The 17,151-nt window shown below is 65.3% G+C and carries 15 protein-coding genes; 6 read left to right on the plus strand and 9 right to left on the minus strand.

What is annotated here, in order from left to right; genetic code table 11:
• Positions 1–30 precede the first annotated feature (30 nt).
• Positions 31–702 carry a DUF2968 domain-containing protein gene (locus tag ACQ3C8_RS16275; protein ID WP_428853174.1) on the plus strand — a complete coding sequence of 224 codons (672 nt, stop codon included), beginning with the start codon at positions 31–33 and terminating at the stop codon, positions 700–702.
• A 190-nt stretch (positions 703–892) separates the two neighbouring features.
• On the opposite strand, the gene ACQ3C8_RS16280 is transcribed toward ACQ3C8_RS16275, so the two are convergent.
• Genes ACQ3C8_RS16280 through ACQ3C8_RS16305 form a run of 6 tightly spaced genes read right to left on the minus strand, consistent with a single transcriptional unit; the run spans position 893 to position 7,445 of the window.
• On the minus strand, positions 893–1,318 hold the full coding sequence (locus ACQ3C8_RS16280) for an HIT family protein (RefSeq protein ID WP_009523564.1): 426 nt from the start codon (positions 1,316–1,318) through the stop codon (positions 893–895).
• Positions 1,319–1,374: 56 nt separating this feature from the next.
• A complete protein-coding gene (locus ACQ3C8_RS16285; RefSeq protein ID WP_428853175.1) occupies positions 1,375–1,602 on the minus strand; it encodes a formate dehydrogenase subunit delta in 228 nt (75 codons plus the stop codon).
• Between the two features lie 44 nt (positions 1,603–1,646).
• Positions 1,647–2,480, minus strand: a complete 834-nt coding sequence (gene fdhD / locus ACQ3C8_RS16290) for a formate dehydrogenase accessory sulfurtransferase FdhD (protein ID WP_428853176.1) — start codon at positions 2,478–2,480, stop codon at positions 1,647–1,649.
• A gap of 1 nt (position 2,481) precedes the next feature.
• A complete protein-coding gene (gene fdhF / locus ACQ3C8_RS16295; RefSeq protein ID WP_428853177.1) occupies positions 2,482–5,367 on the minus strand; it encodes a formate dehydrogenase subunit alpha in 2,886 nt (961 codons plus the stop codon).
• Positions 5,368–5,394: 27 nt separating this feature from the next.
• Positions 5,395–6,945 carry a formate dehydrogenase beta subunit gene (locus tag ACQ3C8_RS16300; RefSeq protein WP_428853178.1) on the minus strand — a complete coding sequence of 517 codons (1,551 nt, stop codon included), beginning with the start codon at positions 6,943–6,945 and terminating at the stop codon, positions 5,395–5,397.
• Positions 6,942–7,445, minus strand: coding sequence for a formate dehydrogenase subunit gamma (locus tag ACQ3C8_RS16305; protein ID WP_428853179.1), 504 nt, complete (start codon positions 7,443–7,445; stop codon positions 6,942–6,944). Before ACQ3C8_RS16305 ends, ACQ3C8_RS16300 begins: the two co-directional genes overlap by 4 nt.
• Positions 7,446–7,587: 142 nt before the next feature.
• Here ACQ3C8_RS16305 and ACQ3C8_RS16310 point away from each other — a divergent pair, with 142 nt between their 5' ends.
• Positions 7,588–8,679: a substrate-binding domain-containing protein gene (locus tag ACQ3C8_RS16310; RefSeq protein ID WP_428853180.1), complete on the plus strand. Its 1,092-nt coding sequence runs from the start codon at positions 7,588–7,590 to the stop codon at positions 8,677–8,679.
• Between the two features lie 78 nt (positions 8,680–8,757).
• On the opposite strand, the gene ACQ3C8_RS16315 is transcribed toward ACQ3C8_RS16310, so the two are convergent.
• The 3 genes from ACQ3C8_RS16315 to purT form a co-directional block, all read right to left on the minus strand.
• A complete protein-coding gene (locus ACQ3C8_RS16315; protein WP_428853181.1) occupies positions 8,758–10,029 on the minus strand; it encodes a type II toxin-antitoxin system HipA family toxin in 1,272 nt (423 codons plus the stop codon).
• A complete protein-coding gene (locus tag ACQ3C8_RS16320; protein WP_428853182.1) occupies positions 10,026–10,568 on the minus strand; it encodes a helix-turn-helix domain-containing protein in 543 nt (180 codons plus the stop codon). The genes ACQ3C8_RS16315 and ACQ3C8_RS16320 overlap by 4 nt, the downstream gene beginning before the upstream one ends.
• Before the next feature lie 323 nt (positions 10,569–10,891).
• Positions 10,892–12,118, minus strand: coding sequence for a formate-dependent phosphoribosylglycinamide formyltransferase (gene purT / locus ACQ3C8_RS16325; protein WP_428853183.1), 1,227 nt, complete (start codon positions 12,116–12,118; stop codon positions 10,892–10,894).
• Positions 12,119–12,529: 411 nt separating this feature from the next.
• Between purT and ACQ3C8_RS16330 the strand changes: the two genes are divergently transcribed.
• From ACQ3C8_RS16330 to kdpC, 4 genes are read left to right on the plus strand one after another with little or no spacing between them, the layout of a single operon-like run.
• Positions 12,530–12,619 carry a potassium-transporting ATPase subunit F gene (locus tag ACQ3C8_RS16330; RefSeq protein WP_009523574.1) on the plus strand — a complete coding sequence of 30 codons (90 nt, stop codon included), beginning with the start codon at positions 12,530–12,532 and terminating at the stop codon, positions 12,617–12,619.
• The gene (gene kdpA, locus ACQ3C8_RS16335) at positions 12,619–14,364 is read left to right on the plus strand and encodes a potassium-transporting ATPase subunit KdpA (protein WP_428853184.1); all 1,746 of its coding nucleotides are present in this window, start codon (positions 12,619–12,621) and stop codon (positions 14,362–14,364) included. The genes ACQ3C8_RS16330 and kdpA overlap by 1 nt, the downstream gene beginning before the upstream one ends.
• A gap of 17 nt (positions 14,365–14,381) precedes the next feature.
• A complete protein-coding gene (gene kdpB, locus ACQ3C8_RS16340) occupies positions 14,382–16,502 on the plus strand; it encodes a potassium-transporting ATPase subunit KdpB (RefSeq protein ID WP_428853185.1) in 2,121 nt (706 codons plus the stop codon).
• 50 nt (positions 16,503–16,552) lie between these two features.
• Positions 16,553–17,131, plus strand: coding sequence for a potassium-transporting ATPase subunit KdpC (gene kdpC / locus ACQ3C8_RS16345; RefSeq protein WP_428853290.1), 579 nt, complete (start codon positions 16,553–16,555; stop codon positions 17,129–17,131).
• The last annotated feature ends 20 nt before the right edge of the window (positions 17,132–17,151 follow it).

The following is a 17,151-nucleotide window of genomic DNA, read 5'->3' on the forward strand; positions in this document are numbered from 1 at the left end:
TCCAGGTCAACCCTTGTCTATGAGACCCCTATGAGTCTTCTGCACCGCAACCATCGTGCATGCCTGCGCGCCTTGCCTGCCGCAGCTGCGCTGGCCATGGCGCTTGCCGCTCCCCAACTGCATGCGCAGATCGCGCCGGCTGCTGCAACACCCGCTGCCGCCACGCCTCCCGCTGCACCGGTTGCCCCTGCGGCTGGCGGAACCGTGCATGAACTGCAGCAGCTGATCCAGTCGCAGAAACTGGTCGAGATGCGCACCGCCTATAACGGCAACTTCGGTACCAGCATGCTGTATCACCCGGAGAAGATGACCTTCTACGTGGCGATGTTCCAGCAGAAGAATTTCTGGCGCGTGGTCAAGACCACGTCCAGGGTGCGCGCCGATGCCGTGTTTCGCGACTTCAACCGCGAGACCGATACGATGGCCCAGGCCGAGCTGAAGATCATCCAGCTCGACGCACAGAAGGACATGGCGGAGAAATCCATCGCCGAGAGCGAAGCCCGGCTGCGTGGCCTGGAAGCTGATCTGGCCATCCAGCGCCAGCAGGAACAGCAGGCACGTGCCCTGCAGCAGGCCGCCAACGAACAGGCCAAGGCCCTCGATGTCGAGCAGCGCGCCATGCGCATGCGTCTGAACGAACTGCAGCGCCGCATCGACACGCTCGAGGCGCAGACCAACGCAGTGCAAGGCAAGAAGCGCTGAATGAAAACGGGCCGGTCATGCCGGCCCGAGGTTCCGCGATGCGCTCCGGTACACGCCTGAGTTGCGCTGTATCCATCTCCTTGTTTAGCAAGGGATTATGGGCGCAGAAACGGGTACGCCCCACGATCAGAAGGGGCGCTCCCCAACGGATATCAAACGTACATTGACGTGTATCCGCAGGTGCGGGGAATCAGCCGCGCAAGGCCGCGCTGATCTGTTCCGCGAGTTCGGCCAGTCGCGCTTCATCGCCTTCCACGCGACCGTGCGGGCGCAGCCCATGCGCTTCCTGCATCGGGATGATATGGAAATGAAAATGCGGAACCGTCTGGCCGGCGGCGGCGCCATTGAACTGCGCCAGGCGGATGCCCGGCGCCTGCGTGACCTGGCGCACGGCGGCGGCAACGCGCTTGGTGACGCGTGCCACGGCCTCGAGCGAGGCTTCCGACAGTTCGAACAGCGTTTCTGCCGCTTCGCGCGGAATCACCAGCACATGCCCATCGGCCTGCGGAAAGCGATCCATGATGCAGATGACCTGGTCATCCTCGTACACCCGTAGTGCAGGCAGTTCGTTGCGCAGGATGCGCGCGAAAATGTTCTGGGGATCATAGCCGGCCACGAAACGCTCCTTCTTGAAAGCATGTGCCGATTATAGCCGCCATGCGGCCTGCCGGATCATGCCGTGGCGCGCTCGCCGAGCCGGCGGATGGCCGCCGCGGCGAGCGGCGTGAGCCCGAGTGCCTCGGCTTCCGCCAGGCGCTGCTGGATGGTGTCGCGCATGCGCGGGTCCCAGGAGCGCTTGATATGCGAGGAGACTTCCTGCGTGGCGTATTCCTTGTCGGGGTAGATCTCGAAGTAGCCCCCGATCTGGTTGGCCATCTTGACGAGCGATGCGAGGTCCATGGTCGGTTCCGTCGTGGTCGGTGGTATCCGGTTCGCCGGATACGTCAGGTGTAATAGGAAAAACGTCCGGCGCGCGCAAAGCCGACCAGCGCCACATTGGCCTCGGCCGCCACGCGCACGGCGTAAGCCGTTGGTGCGGAGACGGCGGCGAGCAGGCTGATGCCCTGGCTCGCGGCTTTCTGCACCATCTCGACGCTGGCGCGGCTGGTGACCGCGACGAAGCCTGCCGTCAGGTCGATGCTGGAGTGCGCGAGGGCGCCGATCAGCTTGTCGAGCGCATTGTGGCGGCCGACATCCTCGCGGGCGAGCAGCAGGTTGCCGTCGAGATCGGCCCAGGCCGCGGCATGGGCGCCGCCGGTCAGGGTGTGCAGGGGCTGGTGCGCCGGCAGTTCGGTCATGGCGCGCAGGATGACATCGTCATGCACGCGCACGCGCTGCGCCAGTGGCGCCGGATGGCGGACCGCCGCCTCCAGGCTCTCGACGCCGCACAGCCCGCAGCCGGTGCGGCCGGTCAGGTTGCGGCGCCGCGCCTTGAGGGCGGCAAAGCGTGCCGATGCGATCTCGATCTGCACTTCCACGCCCAGTTCGCCGGGCTGCACCACGATGTCGTAGATTTCGCGGCGCTGTGCGACGATGCCCTCGGTCAGCGAGAAGCCCAGTGCAAAATCCTCGAGATCGGCCGGCGTGGCCAGCATCACGGCGTGCGACACGCCGTTGTAGACCAGCGCCACCGGCACTTCCTCGGCGACGATGTCCATGCCGTCGAGCCGACCTTCACGGTTGACCTGCACCGTGCGGTACGTCACGTGTGTGCGCCGTTCCTGCGGCGGCACGCTGTCGTGCCCGGGCAGGTCGGTGGCGTGGGCGCGGGCCAGCATGTCAGGCCTGCACCTTGTCGTGTTTCTTGCCACCCTGGCTGTCGCGCTGCGGCAGGAAGCGCAGCTGCGCCTCGGTAAAGCTGCGATGGCGCTGTTGCCACTCCGCCGGCTGCGTCACCGGCAGCACCTGCACGGCCGTTACCTTGTATTCGGGGCAGTTGGTGGCCCAGTCCGAGTTGTCGGTGGTGATCACGTTCGCGCCCGACTCGGGAAAGTGGAAGGTGGTGTACACCACGCCCGGCTGCATGCGCTCGGTGATGGTGGCGCGCAGTACCGTCTCGCCGGCGCGGCTCGCAATACCGACCCAGTCGCCTTCAGTAATGCCGCGTTCCTCGGCATCGTGCGGATGAATTTCCAGCCGGTCCTCGCCGTGCCACATTGAGTTGGCGGTGCGCCGCGTCTGCGCGCCGACGTTGTATTGGGAGAGGATGCGACCCGTGGTCAGGATCAGCGGATAACGCGCGTTGACGCGTTCTTCCGTCGGCACATACTGCGTGGGCATGAAGCGGCCCTTGCCGCGTACGAAGGCATCGATGTGCATGATTGGCGTGCCTTGCGGTGCAGCTTCGTTGCATGGCCACTGGATGCTGCCGAGTTCCTCGAGGCGCGCGTAGCTCACGCCATGGAAGGTCGGCGTCAGGCGGGCAATCTCGTCCATGATCTCGGACGGGTCGCGATACTGCATCGGATAGCCGAGCGCGTTGGCGAGCGCCTGCGTCACCTCCCAGTCCGCATAGCCGGCCAGCGGCGGCATCACCTTGCGTACGCGCGAGATGCGCCGCTCGGCGTTGGTGAAGGTACCGTCCTTTTCCAGGAAGCTCGAACCCGGCAGGAAGATATGCGCGAACTTGGCGGTCTCGTTCAGGAACAGGTCCTGCACGATCACGCATTCCATGGCGCGTAGCGCCGCCTCCACATGCTGGGTGTTGGGATCGGACTGGACGATGTCCTCGCCTTCGATGTACATGCCGCGATAACTGCCATCGAGCGCGGCCTCGAACATGTTGGGAATGCGCAGGCCCGGTTCGGCATCGAGCGTCACGCCCCATGCGGCTTCGAACTGCTGGCGCACGGTGCTGTCCGACACGTGGCGGTAGCCCGGCAGCTCGTGCGGGAACGAGCCCATGTCGCACGAGCCCTGCACATTGTTCTGGCCGCGCAGCGGGTTCACGCCCACGCCCATGCGGCCGACGTTGCCGGTGGCCATGGCGAGGTTGGCGATGCCCATCACTGTGGTCGAACCCTGGCTGTGTTCGGTCACGCCAAGCCCGTAGTAGATGGCTGCGTTGCCGCCCGTGGCATACAGGCGCGCCGCCTGCCGCACGGCTTCGGCCGGCACGCCGGTCACCGCTTCGGTTGCTTCGGGAGAGTTCTCGGGCTGCGCGACGAAGGTGCGCCACATCTCGAACGAGGGCAGCTCGCAGCGTTCCCGTACGAAGGCCTCGTCGACCAGCCCCTCGGTGACGATCACGTGCGCCAGCGCATTGACGATGGCGACGTTGGTGCCGGGCATCAGCTTCAGATGATGGTCAGCTGCAACGTGCGGCGTCTTTACCAGCTCGATCGAACGCGGGTCGACCACGATCAGCCTGGCGCCCTCGCGGATCCGGCGCTTGAGTTGCGAGCCGAACACCGGGTGGCCCTCGGTCGGGTTGGCGCCGATCACCATGATGACATCGGCTTCCATCACCGAATCGAAAGTCTGCGTGCCGGCCGATTCGCCGAGCGTCTGCTTCAGGCCATAGCCGGTTGGCGAGTGGCACACGCGGGCGCAGGTGTCGACGTTGTTGTTGCCGAATACGGCGCGCACCAGTTTCTGTACCAGATAGGTTTCTTCATTCGTGCAGCGCGACGACGTGATGCCGCCGATGGCGCCGCGGCCATGCTTGGCCTGAATGCGCCGCAGCTCGGAGGCGGCATGGCTGAGCGCTTCTTCCCACGACACCTCGCGCCATGGTTCGTCGATGCTGGCGCGGATCATGGGCGACGTGATGCGGTCTGCGTGGGTGGCATAGCCCCACGCGAAGCGGCCCTTCACGCAGGAATGGCCGTGATTCGCTCCGCCATCCTTGTGCGGCACCATGCGCACGACTTCATTGCCTTTCACTTCCGCCTTGAACGAGCAGCCCACGCCGCAGTAGGCGCAGGTCGTGACCACGCTCTTCTCGGCCTGGCCTTTCTCGATCACGGTCTTTTCCATCAGCGTGGCCGTCGGGCACGCCTGCACGCAGGCGCCGCACGACACGCATTCCGATTCCATGAACGGCTGGCTTTCACCGGGCGACACGCGCGATTCGAAGCCGCGCCCGGAAATCGTCAGCGCGAACGTGCCCTGCGTTTCCTCGCAGGCGCGCACGCAGCGGTTGCAGACAATGCATTTGGACGGGTCGTAGGTGAAATAGGGGTTCGACTCGTCCTTGCACATCGCGCTGGCGCTGTCGAAGTGGTTCGCGCCCTCCATGCCGTAGCGCACCTCGCGCAGGCCCACCACGCCGGCCATGTCCTGCAGCTCGCAGTTGCCGTTGGCGCCGCAGGTCAGGCAGTCGAGCGGATGGTCGGAGATATACAGTTCCATCACCCCACGGCGCAGCTCGGCCAGCTTGCTGCTTTGCGTGCGTACCCGCATGCCGGGTTCGACCAGCGTCGTGCAGGAGGCGGGATAACCGCGCCGGCCTTCGATCTCGACGAGGCACAGGCGGCACGAGCCGAACGGTTCGAGGCTGTCGGTGGCGCACAGCTTGGGAATGGCGTTGCCGAGTTCCTGCGCGGCGCGCATCACCGAGGTGCCGGCGGGGACGGATACTTCGAGTCCGTCGATGGTCAGGCTCACCAGCTGCTCGGACTGCCGCGCCGGGGTACCGTAGTCTGTTTCTCGGGCAAGTGACATGGATGTCTCCCTGAAATCTTGAGTGCGTCAGGCGGCCCGTTCGGTGCCGAAGTCTTCCGCGAAATGATTGAGCGCCGACAGCACGGGGAAGGGCGCCATGCCACCGAGAGCGCACAGCGAGCCGGCCAGCATGGTGTCGCACAGGGAGCGCAGCAGGACCACGTTCTTTTCGCGCTCTTCGTCGGCCACGATGCGGTCGATGACTTCCACGCCGCGCGTCGAGCCGATCCGGCACGGCGTGCACTTGCCGCACGATTCGGCGGCGCAGAATTCCATTGCATAGCGCGCCATGTGTGCCATGTCGACGGTATCGTCGAAGGCCACCAGGCCGCCATGGCCGACCATGGCCTGGATGGCGGCATAGGCTTCGTAATCGAGCGGCACGTCGAACTGGCTCTCCGGCACGTAGGCGCCGAGCGGCCCACCGACCTGCACGGCGCGGATCGGCCGGCCCGAGGCGGAGCCGCCGCCGTAGTCGTACAACAACTCGCGCAGCGTCACGCCGAAGGCTTTTTCGACCAGCCCGCCGTGCTTCAGATTGCCTGTCAGCTGGAACGGCAGCGTCCCGCGCGAACGGCCCATGCCGTAGTTCTGGTAGAACGCCGCGCCTTTGTCGAGGATGATCGGCACCGAGGCAAAGGTCATCACGTTGTTGATGACCGTGGGCTTGCCGAACAGGCCCTGCAACGCCGGCAATGGCGGCTTGAAGCGCACGATGCCGCGCTTGCCTTCGAGGCTTTCCAGCAGGGAGGTTTCCTCGCCGCAGATATACGCGCCTGCCCCCATGCGGACTTCCAGTTCGAAGGCGTGGCCCGAGCCAAGTACGTCCACGCCCAGATAGCCGCCGGCACGGGCGCGTTCGATGGCGGCGCGCAGTGCCTTCACGCTGTGCGGGTATTCCGAGCGGACGTAGATGTAGCCCTGAGTCGCACCCACCGCGAGGCCGGCGATGGTCATGCCTTCGATGAGGCAGTACGGATCGCCTTCCATCAACATGCGGTCGGAGAAGGTGCCCGAATCGCCTTCGTCGGCATTGCACACGATGTACTTCTGCGCAGCCTGCGCATTCAGGACCGTGTTCCACTTGATGCCGGTCGGAAAAGCCGCGCCACCGCGTCCGCGCAGGCCGGAGTCGGTGACGGCGCGCACGATGTCCGCGCCTGCCATGGCGAGGGCATTGCGCAGGCCGCGATAACCGCCATGTGCGGTGTAATCGTCGAGCGACAGCGGATCGATGATGCCGACGCGTGCGAAGGTCAGGCGTTCCTGTTTCTTCAGGTAGGGCAGTTCCTCGGTCAGGCCGAGGCACAGCGGGTGCTGGCAGTCCGTGCCTTGGGTCAGGAAGCCGGCGTCGAACAGCGCCGCGACATCCTGCGGCCTGACCGGACCGAAGGCCACCCGTCCCGCCGGCGTTTCCACCTCGACCAGCGGCTCCAGCCAGAACATGCCGCGCGAACCGTTGCGCACCATCTCGATGGCGGCGCCACGCTGTTCAGCCTCGCGCTGCAGCGCCTGGGCGACGCGTTCCGCACCGAGCGACAGTGCGCTCGAATCGATGGGGACGTAGATGCGGGTCATGATGCCTCCCGGGTTGTGCCGCGCAGTTCCTGCAGGTAGGCATCGAAGGTTGCGGTATCGACGCGGCCGACGACTTCGTCATCCACCACCATCGACGGGCCGCAAGCGCAATTGCCGAGGCAGTACACCGGTTCCAGCGTCACGGCGTGGTCGGCCGAGGTCTCGTGATAATCGCAGCCAAGCATGTGCTTGGCATGCGCTTCGAGCGCTGCCGCCCCCATCGACTGGCAGGCCTCGGCGCGGCAGATCTGCACCACATGGCGACCGGGCGCGTGGCGGCGGAAATGATGATAGAAGCTGATCACGCCGTGCACTTCGGCGCGTGACAGGTTCAGCGTCGAGGCAATCACTGCGACGGCTTCGTCCGGCACGTAGCGGAATTCATCCTGCAAGGCATGCAGCATGGGCAGCAGGGCCCCCGGCATCTGCCGGTGCGCCTGGGCGATTTCCCAGATGCGCTGCACGCGCGCCTGGGCCTGGGGGGACTGTGGAGCATTCACGTTCGTCTCCTGCTCGCAATGCTTGCGATGACGCCTGCAATGGCTTCTAATAGGAATTCAATTGCATAAGTTGCACAAAGTGCCCCTATGCTTTGATTGGCAAGGTATCATTGGCACTCTGCTCGCCACAATATGAATTTTTATGCCTAAGCCGTGGATTACTGTCGAACCTGGCTGGCGGCTGCGCAATACTGCCGGCCAGGAGCTCGATCCGTTGCTGTTCCGCATCCTCCAGGCCATCAACGACACCGGCAAGCTCACCGAGTCGGCCGTGCGGGTCGGCTATTCCTATCGGCATTGCTGGAACCTGATCCACCAGTGGTCGGCGTTTTTCGGTGTGCCGCTGGTCGAGCTGAGCAAAGGCAAGGGCGCACGGCTGACGCCGCTGGGCGAGAAACTGGCCTGGGCGGCGGAGCGCGTGCAGGCACGCCTCGGTCCGCAACTCGAGAACCTGGCGGTCGAGCTGGACCGCGAGATCAATGTGGCGATTTCCGACAGCAAACCGACGCTGCGCCTGCATGCCAGCCATGGCTATGCCGTGGCGTTGCTGCCCGAGTTGTTCGCACAGATCGGCACGGCCCGGCTGGAACTGCAATACCTGGGATCGCTCGACGCCATGGCGTCAATGGCGCGGGGCAACTGCGAACTGTGCGGCTTTCATTTGCCGCTCAACTTGCCGTGCGGGGAGCTGATGACGCGCGTGCACAAATTCCTCAAGCCACGCTCGCATCGACTGGTGCGTCTGGTCACCCGGACGCAGGGCCTGTACCTGGGACAGGGCAACCCTGCCGGGGTCCAATCACTGGCGGACCTGACACGGCCCGAGGTGCGTTTCGTCAATCGTCAGCACAACTCCGGCACGCGCATTCTGCTCGACCTGTTGCTCGAGCATGGCGGGATTGCCTCGCAGCACATCACGGGTTACGAGCAGGTGGAATTCACGCATGCCGCCGTGGCTGCCTTTGTGGCGAGCGGCATGGCGAACGTGGGCTTTGGCGTGGAAGCGGCGGCGAGCCGTTTCAAGCTCGATTTCCTCCCGGTGGCCAAGGAGGCCTACATGCTTGCCTGCCGCACCGATACGCTCGAGCAGCCAGCCATGCAGCAGCTGCTTGGCATACTGCGCGGGCCGGAGTTTCCCGCGCAGGTCAGCGGACTGGCCGGCTACAGTGCGGAGCGTGCGGGTGAGGTGCTGCGCGTGGATGCGCTGGAAGCGGTGCTGGCCGGCCAGGGTTGAAGGCGGCGCGCCGCGTGTGCGGAGCACGCGGCGTCATGCTTGCGCAATGAGTTGTAGTGGGGCACTGACGCGTGTGCCTCAGTCGTCCGCCAGGCGGAAGGCATCCGCCATGCGCTCCTGTTCACGGCCAGATAACCCGAGGCCGCTCGCGATGACGCGCCATTGCCGGACGATGGCGCGGAACGTATCGATGATCTCGTCGGCGTCGGCCAGCGCCAGCCGGAAGTATCCGGCCACCTCGCGCGCGAGGTCGAGATCGAGTGCGTTGTCCGCTTCGGTGATATTCAGTTTCAGACCGTCGGCGGCGGGCACGGGATTCATGTCATAGGCTTGCGCGAGCCGCCATCCCCGGCCGGGTACCAGGATGAATCCATGGTTGCGCAGATGGTCGTCCGTGTTCGAGACCAGAAGGTTGAAGACGATGCGCGACCAGAGCTCGCGTAGGTCGGCGTTGGTCTGTGCGCCATGCCGCATCAGCACTTCGGCCAGTTCCAGATAGCTTGCGCCCGTCGAGGCATCGTCCCCATCGGCATGGCCGGTCATGGTCATCGCGGATGCAAAGTGCAGGCGCTGGCCGTGTTCCGTGCGGTCGAAGCGCCGCACCAGAAAGCAATGATGCTCACTCGCGAACTTGCGCGCCTCGGCCGTCGCCACACGCAGGCCGCATCCAAGCGCCAACGCATTGACCACCATTTCCCAGCCGCCCACATCGTAGGTGTCGCGCGCACTCGGAAACTTGGCGATATACAGGCGTCCGTGCGCATCGGCGACGCTGGCCTTGGGCCGCGCACCGCCGAGCGAGCCGCCGGGGGCGATCAGCATGCGCAGCCATTCCTGTCCTTCCAGCGCGGTATTGTTCGCGTCCTCTTCCAGCGCGTGGCTGGCACGTTCGAGCGCGCGGATTTCGGTGAAGGGCGGGGCGGCCACATCGATGCGGTCGTCCAGGAATGCGCCACGGTCGGCAAGCTTGTAACGCAGCGCGCCAACCCGATACAGGTCGTGCACACCCAGCAGGAAATCGGACTCGTACAGCCGCGTGCCGCGCGGCTGCAGGCCGGCGCGCATGTCACGTTCGAGGCGCCGTTCCATGAGCATGCGTCCCCAGCGGTCCGGGCTTGAATCGGCGAAGGCGCCGAAGGTGTCATGCGGCGGTACGGGGTACTGCGGGCCCTCGAACAGCCCGATGGCCGGATCGAACTGCAGGCGACCCAGTCCGGCATGCTTTAGCGCCGCCACATCGTATTCGAACTCGAACAGTTCCTGCGTGCGCGTTCGCCGGCTGTGCAGGTACCCGAGCCGCATCGGCTCGGGCAGGCCATCCCAGTCGGCATACACGCCGATCATCGTCATGACGATTCCTGCTTGTTCTGCTTGCGGCGGGGCGGCGGCTTGAGCAACGCTGCGAGGTCGGCCGCTGTCTTGCCGGCTGGCTGCGATGCCTTCGCGGTGGCCGAATGTGTTTCCTGCGCAGTGGCAGGCATATCGCTTTCATCGCGCTGCCTGATCTCGAGCGCGGTCGAACGTTGCGTTGTCTCACCCGGCAAGGCGTAACGGCCTGCGGTACTGGAGCGTGGCGCATCGCTGCGTGCAGGCATGCCGCGCTGCACGAGACGTGCGTCCTGCAACTGACGGCCAACGTCGTCGGTCGCACCCATTCTGGCCAGATCCTTTTCCAGGCCCAGTACCTGCATCACCGACAGGTATGCGCCCATGGTGACGCCCGAACTGCCCGACTCCAGCGAACGGAGGGTCATCGGCGACATGCCGGCGCGCTCGGCGACCTGCTTGGCCGTCAACTTGCGGCGCAGGCGTGCGAGTTTCAGCCGCTCACCAAACTCGGTGAGCAACTGGTTGGTCGCGGGGAGCAGTGGCGCGGTTTTCTGAGCCATGGATAGTATTCTGGCATTATTTATGTATTAGCGCCAGAATATTAGCATATGTCCAGATTGCTGCATCTCTAGATGCGTAAAAGTGATTTAACTGTACTATTGTGCCAATATTTTTTGTATTTTGTGAAAATAATGCCAGAATATTGGCATTACTGCTGTCGCGTGTCTCTGCGAGATAGGGGCGTAAAGCAGCGGGGGAGGGAAGGAAGCGGGAAAAGAAGACGGTAAGGGGACAGAGAGGAAGCGAGCGCAGGTACGGGCCGAGGCAGCACAGCGCGCACGGCACGGCAGGCAGTGCGCCCGCCGTGCCGGGTGGCTCAGGATCAGCCCGCCACCGGCCGCACGCGGCTGGCTGCCAGCTTCGCGCGCTTGCGGGCCTGCTCCGTATCGTCACCGTTGGCCACGGCCACGCCCATGCGGCGCTTGACGAAACTCTCGGGTTTGCCGAATAGCCGCACATCCGATTCCGGTACCTGCAGCGCCTCGGCCACGCCTTCGAAGGCAATGCCGGCTTGGTCCATGCCGCCGTAGATGACCGCCGACGCCGCCGGGCGGCGCAGCGACGGATCCACCGGCAGGCCAAGAATCGCGCGTGCGTGAAGTTCGAACTCGGACGAGCGTTGTGACGCGAGTGTCACGAGGCCGGTATCGTGCGGACGCGGGCTGACTTCCGAGAACCACACCTGATCGCCCTTGACGAACAGTTCCACGCCGAAGATGCCGCGTCCGCCGAGCGCCGCCGTGACCTTGCCGGCCACGTCGCGGGCGGCGGCCAGCGCCGCTGGGGCCATGGCCTGCGGCTGCCACGATTCGACATAGTCACCGCTGACCTGCAGATGGCCGATCGGCTCACAGTAGGCGGTCTGCACGGTGCCGTCCGCGCCGACCGCACGCACGGTCAGCAGCGTGATTTCGTATTCAAAGTCGATGAATCCCTCGACGATCACGCGCGCTTCGCGCACGCGGCCGCCGGCCAGCGCATAGTCCCATGCGGTCTGCACGTCTTCAGGGCCACGCAGCACCGATTGGCCTTTACCCGACGACGACATCACCGGTTTGACCACGCATGGGTAGCCGATGCCGCTGTCGATGGCGGCCTGCAGTTCTTCGAGCGAATCGGCAAACGCGTAGGGCGAGGTCGGCAGGCCCAGCTCCTCGGCCGCCAGGCGGCGGATGCCCTCGCGGTTCATCGTGAGTTGCGTGGCGCGCGCCGTGGGGATGACTTCGGCGATACCTTCGCGTTCGACATCCGCCAGCACCTGCGTGGCAATCGCTTCGATCTCCGGCACGATCAGGTGCGGACGCTCCTGTTCGATGACGGCACGCAGTGCGTCGGCATCCGTCATCGACACGACATGGGCGCGGTGCGCCACCTGCATGCCCGGTGCATCGGCATAGCGGTCCACGGCAATCACTTCGACGCCGAAGCGCTGCAGCGCGATGATGACTTCCTTGCCGAGTTCACCTGCGCCGAGCAGCATGACTTTGGTGGCGGAAGGGCTGAGCGGGGTACCGAGGCGGGAGAAGCGGGGGAGAAAAGCGTTGGTCATGGCGGGCGAATCACATTGGGGGAAATAACGGGTCCGGCGAAGACGCATGCCGCGCCGGAGCTGCGATGATACTGCGAAATCGGCGGCCTTCCCTGTTCCAGTACGGGGTTGCGCGCACTGCGGGCGTTGCCGCGTGTGCGGAACACCTGGGCCGCTGCTCCGGAAAGGACATGGGTGGTAAGCGGTAGCGTCCCGCCTGCAGGCGGGACCCACGGCGTTTACAACTTTCTTATACCCCGTGTGCGCTTTCATACGCACTCCTTACCGCGCGCTCCCTAGACTGCAGACACCGTAACTCCCTCAGTGTGTCTGCATGGATATCTTCTACCTCGCGGCGCTGGCCGCCTTCATGGTTCTGGTTGTTGCGCTCGTGCGCGGTTGCCAGCGTCTTGCCGTATCGGGAGAACGGTCATGACCTGGATCAATCTTGCGGCCGCCCTCGCGGCTGGCGGGCTCCTCGTCTATCTGGTGGCCAGCCTGCTGCGCGCGGAGGATCTGTGATGTCTCTATTTGGAGCCTCTCTCCTGCTGCTCGCAGTGTTCCTCGCGGTGCTCCTGTTGCTGGCGCAACCGCTGGGCCGTTATCTCGCCAGTGTGATGGACAGCGGCGATGACCCGCGCATGCGCCTGTTGCGCTGGGGCGCGCCCATCGAGCGCTTACTGTACCGACTGTGCGGCATACGGCGCGATATCGAGATGGACTGGCGTGCCTATGCCTTGGCCATCCTGCTCTTCAATCTGCTTGGCGCGCTGGTCGTGTATGCCTTGCAGCGCCTGCAGGTCTGGCTGCCCCTCAATCCGCAGGGGTTAGCGAATGTCAGCCCGGATTCGGCTTTCAACACGGCCGTCAGCTTCGCCACCAATACCAACTGGCAGGGCTATGGCGGCGAATCCACCATGAGCTATCTCACGCAGATGGCCGGTCTGGCCGTGCAGAACTTCCTGTCCGCCGCCACCGGTATCGCCGTGGTGATCGCGCTGATCCGTGGTCTCACGCGCCGTTCCGCTGCGACCCTTGGGAATGCCTGGGTCGACCTGACGCGTGCCACGCTCTATGTGCTGCTGCCGCTGGCGATCGTGCTGGCGTTGTTCCTGGTGAGCCAGGGCGTCATTCAGAACTTCGATGCGTATCAGGCGATCACGCCGCTGCAGGCTGACGCGGGAACCACGCAGCTCCTGCCGATGGGGCCGGTGGCCTCGCAGGAAGCGATCAAGCTGCTCGGTACCAACGGCGGGGGCTTTTTCAATGCCAACTCGGCGCATCCATTCGAGAACCCCACGCCGCTGACCAACTTCGTGCAGATGCTGGCGATCTTCATCATTCCGGCGGCCTTGTGCCATGCCTTCGGCCACATGGCGGGCGACCCCCGCCAGGGCTGGGCCGTGCTGGCCGCCATGACGGCGCTGTTCGCCGTGCTCGCACTCGGCACGATGTATTTCGAGCAGCAGGGCAACCCGGTGCTGGCCAGTCTCGGCGTCGATCAGCACAGTACGGCGCTGCAGCCGGGCGGGAACATGGAAGGCAAGGAAGCGCGCTTCGGCATCGCCGGCTCCGCGCTGTTCGCCGCCGTGACGACGGCTGCCTCGTGTGGCGCGGTCAATACCATGCACGACTCCTTCACGCCGCTCGGCGGCATGATGCCGCTGGCGCTGATGCAGCTGGGCGAAGTCGTCTTCGGCGGCGTGGGTTCCGGGCTGTACGGCATGCTGATTTTTGCCATGCTCGCGGTGTTCATGGCCGGACTGATGATCGGCCGCACGCCCGCCTATCTCGGCAAGAAGATCGAAGCCTTCGAGATGAAGATGATCGCGCTGGTCATTCTCGTCACCCCGGTGCTCGTGCTTGCCGGCACGGCGCTCGCCGTGAGCGTGCAGGCCGGCCAGGCCGGCGTCGCCAATCCGGGGGCGCACGGCTTCAGCGAAATCCTCTATGCCCTCACGTCCGCTGCCAACAACAATGGCAGCGCCTTCGCCGGCTTGTCTGCCAACACGCCGTTCTACAACGTGCTGACGGCCGTTGCCATGTGGTTCGGCCGCTTCGCCGTCATCGTCCCGGTACTTGCGCTTGCCGGCGCGCTCGCGGCCAAGCAGCGCCTCGCTGACAGCCCGGGCGCCATGCCGACCCACGGGCCGCTGTTCGTGGTGCTGCTGATCGGCACAGTGTTGCTGGTCGGCCTGCTCAACTACGTCCCGGCGCTGGCGCTCGGTCCGGTCGTCGAACACCTGCAAGTGTGGATGGCGCATTGAGCGCAGGAGAACACAAAATGAAACCGTTGCATCTTCCGCCTGCTTCAGAACTTGCGGAGCGTACGCAGGCGCATACCCATCCACGCCGTACCTTCGGCCTGTTCGATCCGGCGCTGCTCGGTCCGGCCTGCATCGATGCATGGCGCAAGCTCGGCCCGCGTGCACAGTGGCGCAATCCCGTGATGTTCGTCGTGTATATCGGCAGCCTGCTGACCACGGCGCTGTGGATCCATGCGCTGTCCAGCGGACAATCGGGCGGCTTTATTCTGGCCTTGTCCCTGTGGCTGTGGTTCACGGTGCTGTTTGCCAACTTTGCCGAGTCGCTCGCCGAGGGCCGCAGCAAGGCGCAGGCCGCATCGCTGCGCGGGGCGCGCAAGTCGATCATGGCCAAGAAGCTGCGCGCGCCGCGCCATGATGCGCCGGGCGAGCTGGTAATGGCCGAGGACCTGCGCAAGGGCGATGTCGTCCGCATCGACGCGGGCGACATGATCCCCGCCGATGGCGAGGTGATCGAAGGCGTGGCCTCGGTGGATGAATCGGCTATCACCGGCGAATCGGCGCCCGTGATCCGCGAATCGGGCGGCGATTTTTCGTCCGTCACCGGCGGCACGCGCGTGCTGTCCGACTGGCTCGTGGTGCGCGTCACGGCCGATCCGGGCGAGACCTTTCTCGACCGCATGATTGCCATGGTGGAAGGCGCCAAGCGCCAGAAGACCCCCAACGAAATCGCGCTGACCATCCTGCTGGTGGCGCTGACCATCATCTTCCTGGTCGTCACCGTCACGCTCCTGCCATTCTCGGTATTCGGCGTTCAGGTAGCTGGCGCCGGCACGCCCGTGGCGTTGCCGGTGCTCATTGCGCTGCTCGTGTGCCTGATCCCGACCACCATCGCCGGGCTGCTCTCGGCCATTGGCGTGGCGGGCATGAGCCGCATGATGCAGGCCAATGTCATTGCCACCTCCGGCCGGGCGGTGGAAGCGGCAGGCGACGTCGATGTGCTGCTGCTCGACAAGACCGGCACGATCACCCTCGGCAATCGCCAGGCAGCTGCCTTTCTGCCCGCGCCGGAGGTCAGCGAGGAGCGGCTGGCCGATGCCGCGCAGTTCGCATCGCTGGCGGATGAAACACCGGAAGGCCGCTCCATCGTCGTGCTGGCCAAGCAACGCTTCCAGTTGCGCGAGCGCGATCTGCAGACAGTCGAGACGCACTTCCTGCCGTTCTCCGCGCAGACGCGCATGAGCGGCGTGGACCTGGCAGGCCGTGCCATCCGCAAGGGTGCGGGCGATGCCGTGCGCCGTTATGTGGAAGAGCAGGGCGGTGCGTTTCCGTCCGCCGTCGAACAGGCCGTGGAAGCCGTGGCGCGGCGCGGTGGCACGCCGCTGGTGGTGGCCGAGGGCAAGCAGGTGCTGGGCGTGGTCGAGCTCAAGGACGTAGTCAAGGGCGGCATCAAGGAACGCTTCGCCGAACTGCGCCGCATGGGGATCCGCACGGTCATGATCACCGGTGACAACCGCCTGACTGCCGCGGCTATTGCCGCCGAGGCCGGGGTTGACGACTTCCTCGCCGAGGCCACGCCAGAGGCCAAGCTAGCGCTGATCCGCCAGTACCAGGGTGAAGGCCGGCTGGTGGCGATGACCGGCGACGGCACCAACGATGCACCCGCGTTGGCGCAGGCCGATGTGGCGGTCGCCATGAACAGCGGCACGCAGGCGGCCAAGGAGGCGGGCAATATGGTCGACCTGGACTCCAACCCGACCAAACTGATCGAGGTCGTGGAAACCGGCAAGCAGATGCTGATGACGCGCGGCGCGCTCACCACCTTTAGCATTGCCAACGACATCGCCAAGTACTTCGCCATCATTCCGGCGGCATTCGTTAGCACCTATCCCCAGCTGGCGGCGCTCAACGTCATGGGATTGACAAGCCCGGACTCCGCAATTCTCTCGGCCATCATCTTCAACGCGCTGATCATCATCGTGCTGATTCCGCTGGCGCTCAAGGGCGTGCGCTATCGCGCGCTCGGTGCGGCAACGCTGCTGCGACGCAACCTGCTGGTCTACGGTCTCGGCGGCATCGTCGCACCGTTCGTCGGCATCAAGCTGATCGACATGGCGCTGGCCGCGCTAGGGCTGGCATGAGGAGCATGACGATGCATACCGATACAAACACCACCACGACGGTTACCACCATGAAGACCCTGTTGCGTCCGGCAATGAGCCTGCTGTTGCTGCTCACGCTGATCACCGGGCTCGCGTATCCCGCACTGCTGACCGGTGCCGCGCACCTGCTGTTCCCGGCACAGGCCAGCGGCAGCCTGGTGCGTCACGAGGGCCGCGTCATCGGCTCATCGCTGATCGGGCAGTCCTTTACCGCACCCGGTTACTTCTGGGGCCGGCCATCGGCCACCGCTAACCGGCCTTACGATGCCGGCGCGTCCGGCGGCAGCAACCAGGGGCCGAGCAACCCTGCGCTGACGGAAGCCGTACAGGCTCGCATCCAGGCACTGCGCGCCGCAGATCCCGCCAACACCGCGCCGGTGCCGGTGGACCTGATCACTGCCTCGGGCAGCGGCCTTGATCCGGATATCAGCATTGCCGCTGCACGCTACCAGGCGGCGCGGGTGGCAGGTGCGCGCGGCATGCCACTGGAACATGTGCAGGCCCTGATCGACCGACATGCCGAAGAGCGACAGTTCGGCTTTCTGGGCGAGCCGCGCGTCAACGTGCTGGCGCTGAATCTCGAACTTGACCGCGCGCCTTCGCGCTGACCCGGCGTGCCGGTGTACAC

The organism is Imbroritus primus, from assembly GCF_964332355.1.
GTDB lineage: Bacteria > Pseudomonadota > Gammaproteobacteria > Burkholderiales > Burkholderiaceae > Imbroritus > Imbroritus primus.

Coding starts and splice junctions, on each gene's coding strand:
- ACQ3C8_RS16275 (WP_428853174.1), top strand. CDS start 31: ATGAGTCTTCTGCACCGCAACCATCGTGCATGCCTGCGCGCCTTGCCT.
- ACQ3C8_RS16285 (WP_428853175.1), bottom strand. CDS start 1,602: ATGGACCTCGCATCGCTCGTCAAGATGGCCAACCAGATCGGGGGCTAC.
- fdhD (WP_428853176.1), bottom strand. CDS start 2,480: ATGCTGGCCCGCGCCCACGCCACCGACCTGCCCGGGCACGACAGCGTG.
- fdhF (WP_428853177.1), bottom strand. CDS start 5,367: ATGTCACTTGCCCGAGAAACAGACTACGGTACCCCGGCGCGGCAGTCC.
- ACQ3C8_RS16300 (WP_428853178.1), bottom strand. CDS start 6,945: ATGACCCGCATCTACGTCCCCATCGATTCGAGCGCACTGTCGCTCGGT.
- ACQ3C8_RS16310 (WP_428853180.1), top strand. CDS start 7,588: ATGCCTAAGCCGTGGATTACTGTCGAACCTGGCTGGCGGCTGCGCAAT.
- ACQ3C8_RS16315 (WP_428853181.1), bottom strand. CDS start 10,029: ATGACGATGATCGGCGTGTATGCCGACTGGGATGGCCTGCCCGAGCCG.
- ACQ3C8_RS16320 (WP_428853182.1), bottom strand. CDS start 10,568: ATGGCTCAGAAAACCGCGCCACTGCTCCCCGCGACCAACCAGTTGCTC.
- purT (WP_428853183.1), bottom strand. CDS start 12,118: ATGACCAACGCTTTTCTCCCCCGCTTCTCCCGCCTCGGTACCCCGCTC.
- ACQ3C8_RS16330 (WP_009523574.1), top strand. CDS start 12,530: ATGACCTGGATCAATCTTGCGGCCGCCCTCGCGGCTGGCGGGCTCCTC.
- kdpA (WP_428853184.1), top strand. CDS start 12,619: ATGTCTCTATTTGGAGCCTCTCTCCTGCTGCTCGCAGTGTTCCTCGCG.
- kdpB (WP_428853185.1), top strand. CDS start 14,382: ATGAAACCGTTGCATCTTCCGCCTGCTTCAGAACTTGCGGAGCGTACG.
- kdpC (WP_428853290.1), top strand. CDS start 16,553: ATGAAGACCCTGTTGCGTCCGGCAATGAGCCTGCTGTTGCTGCTCACG.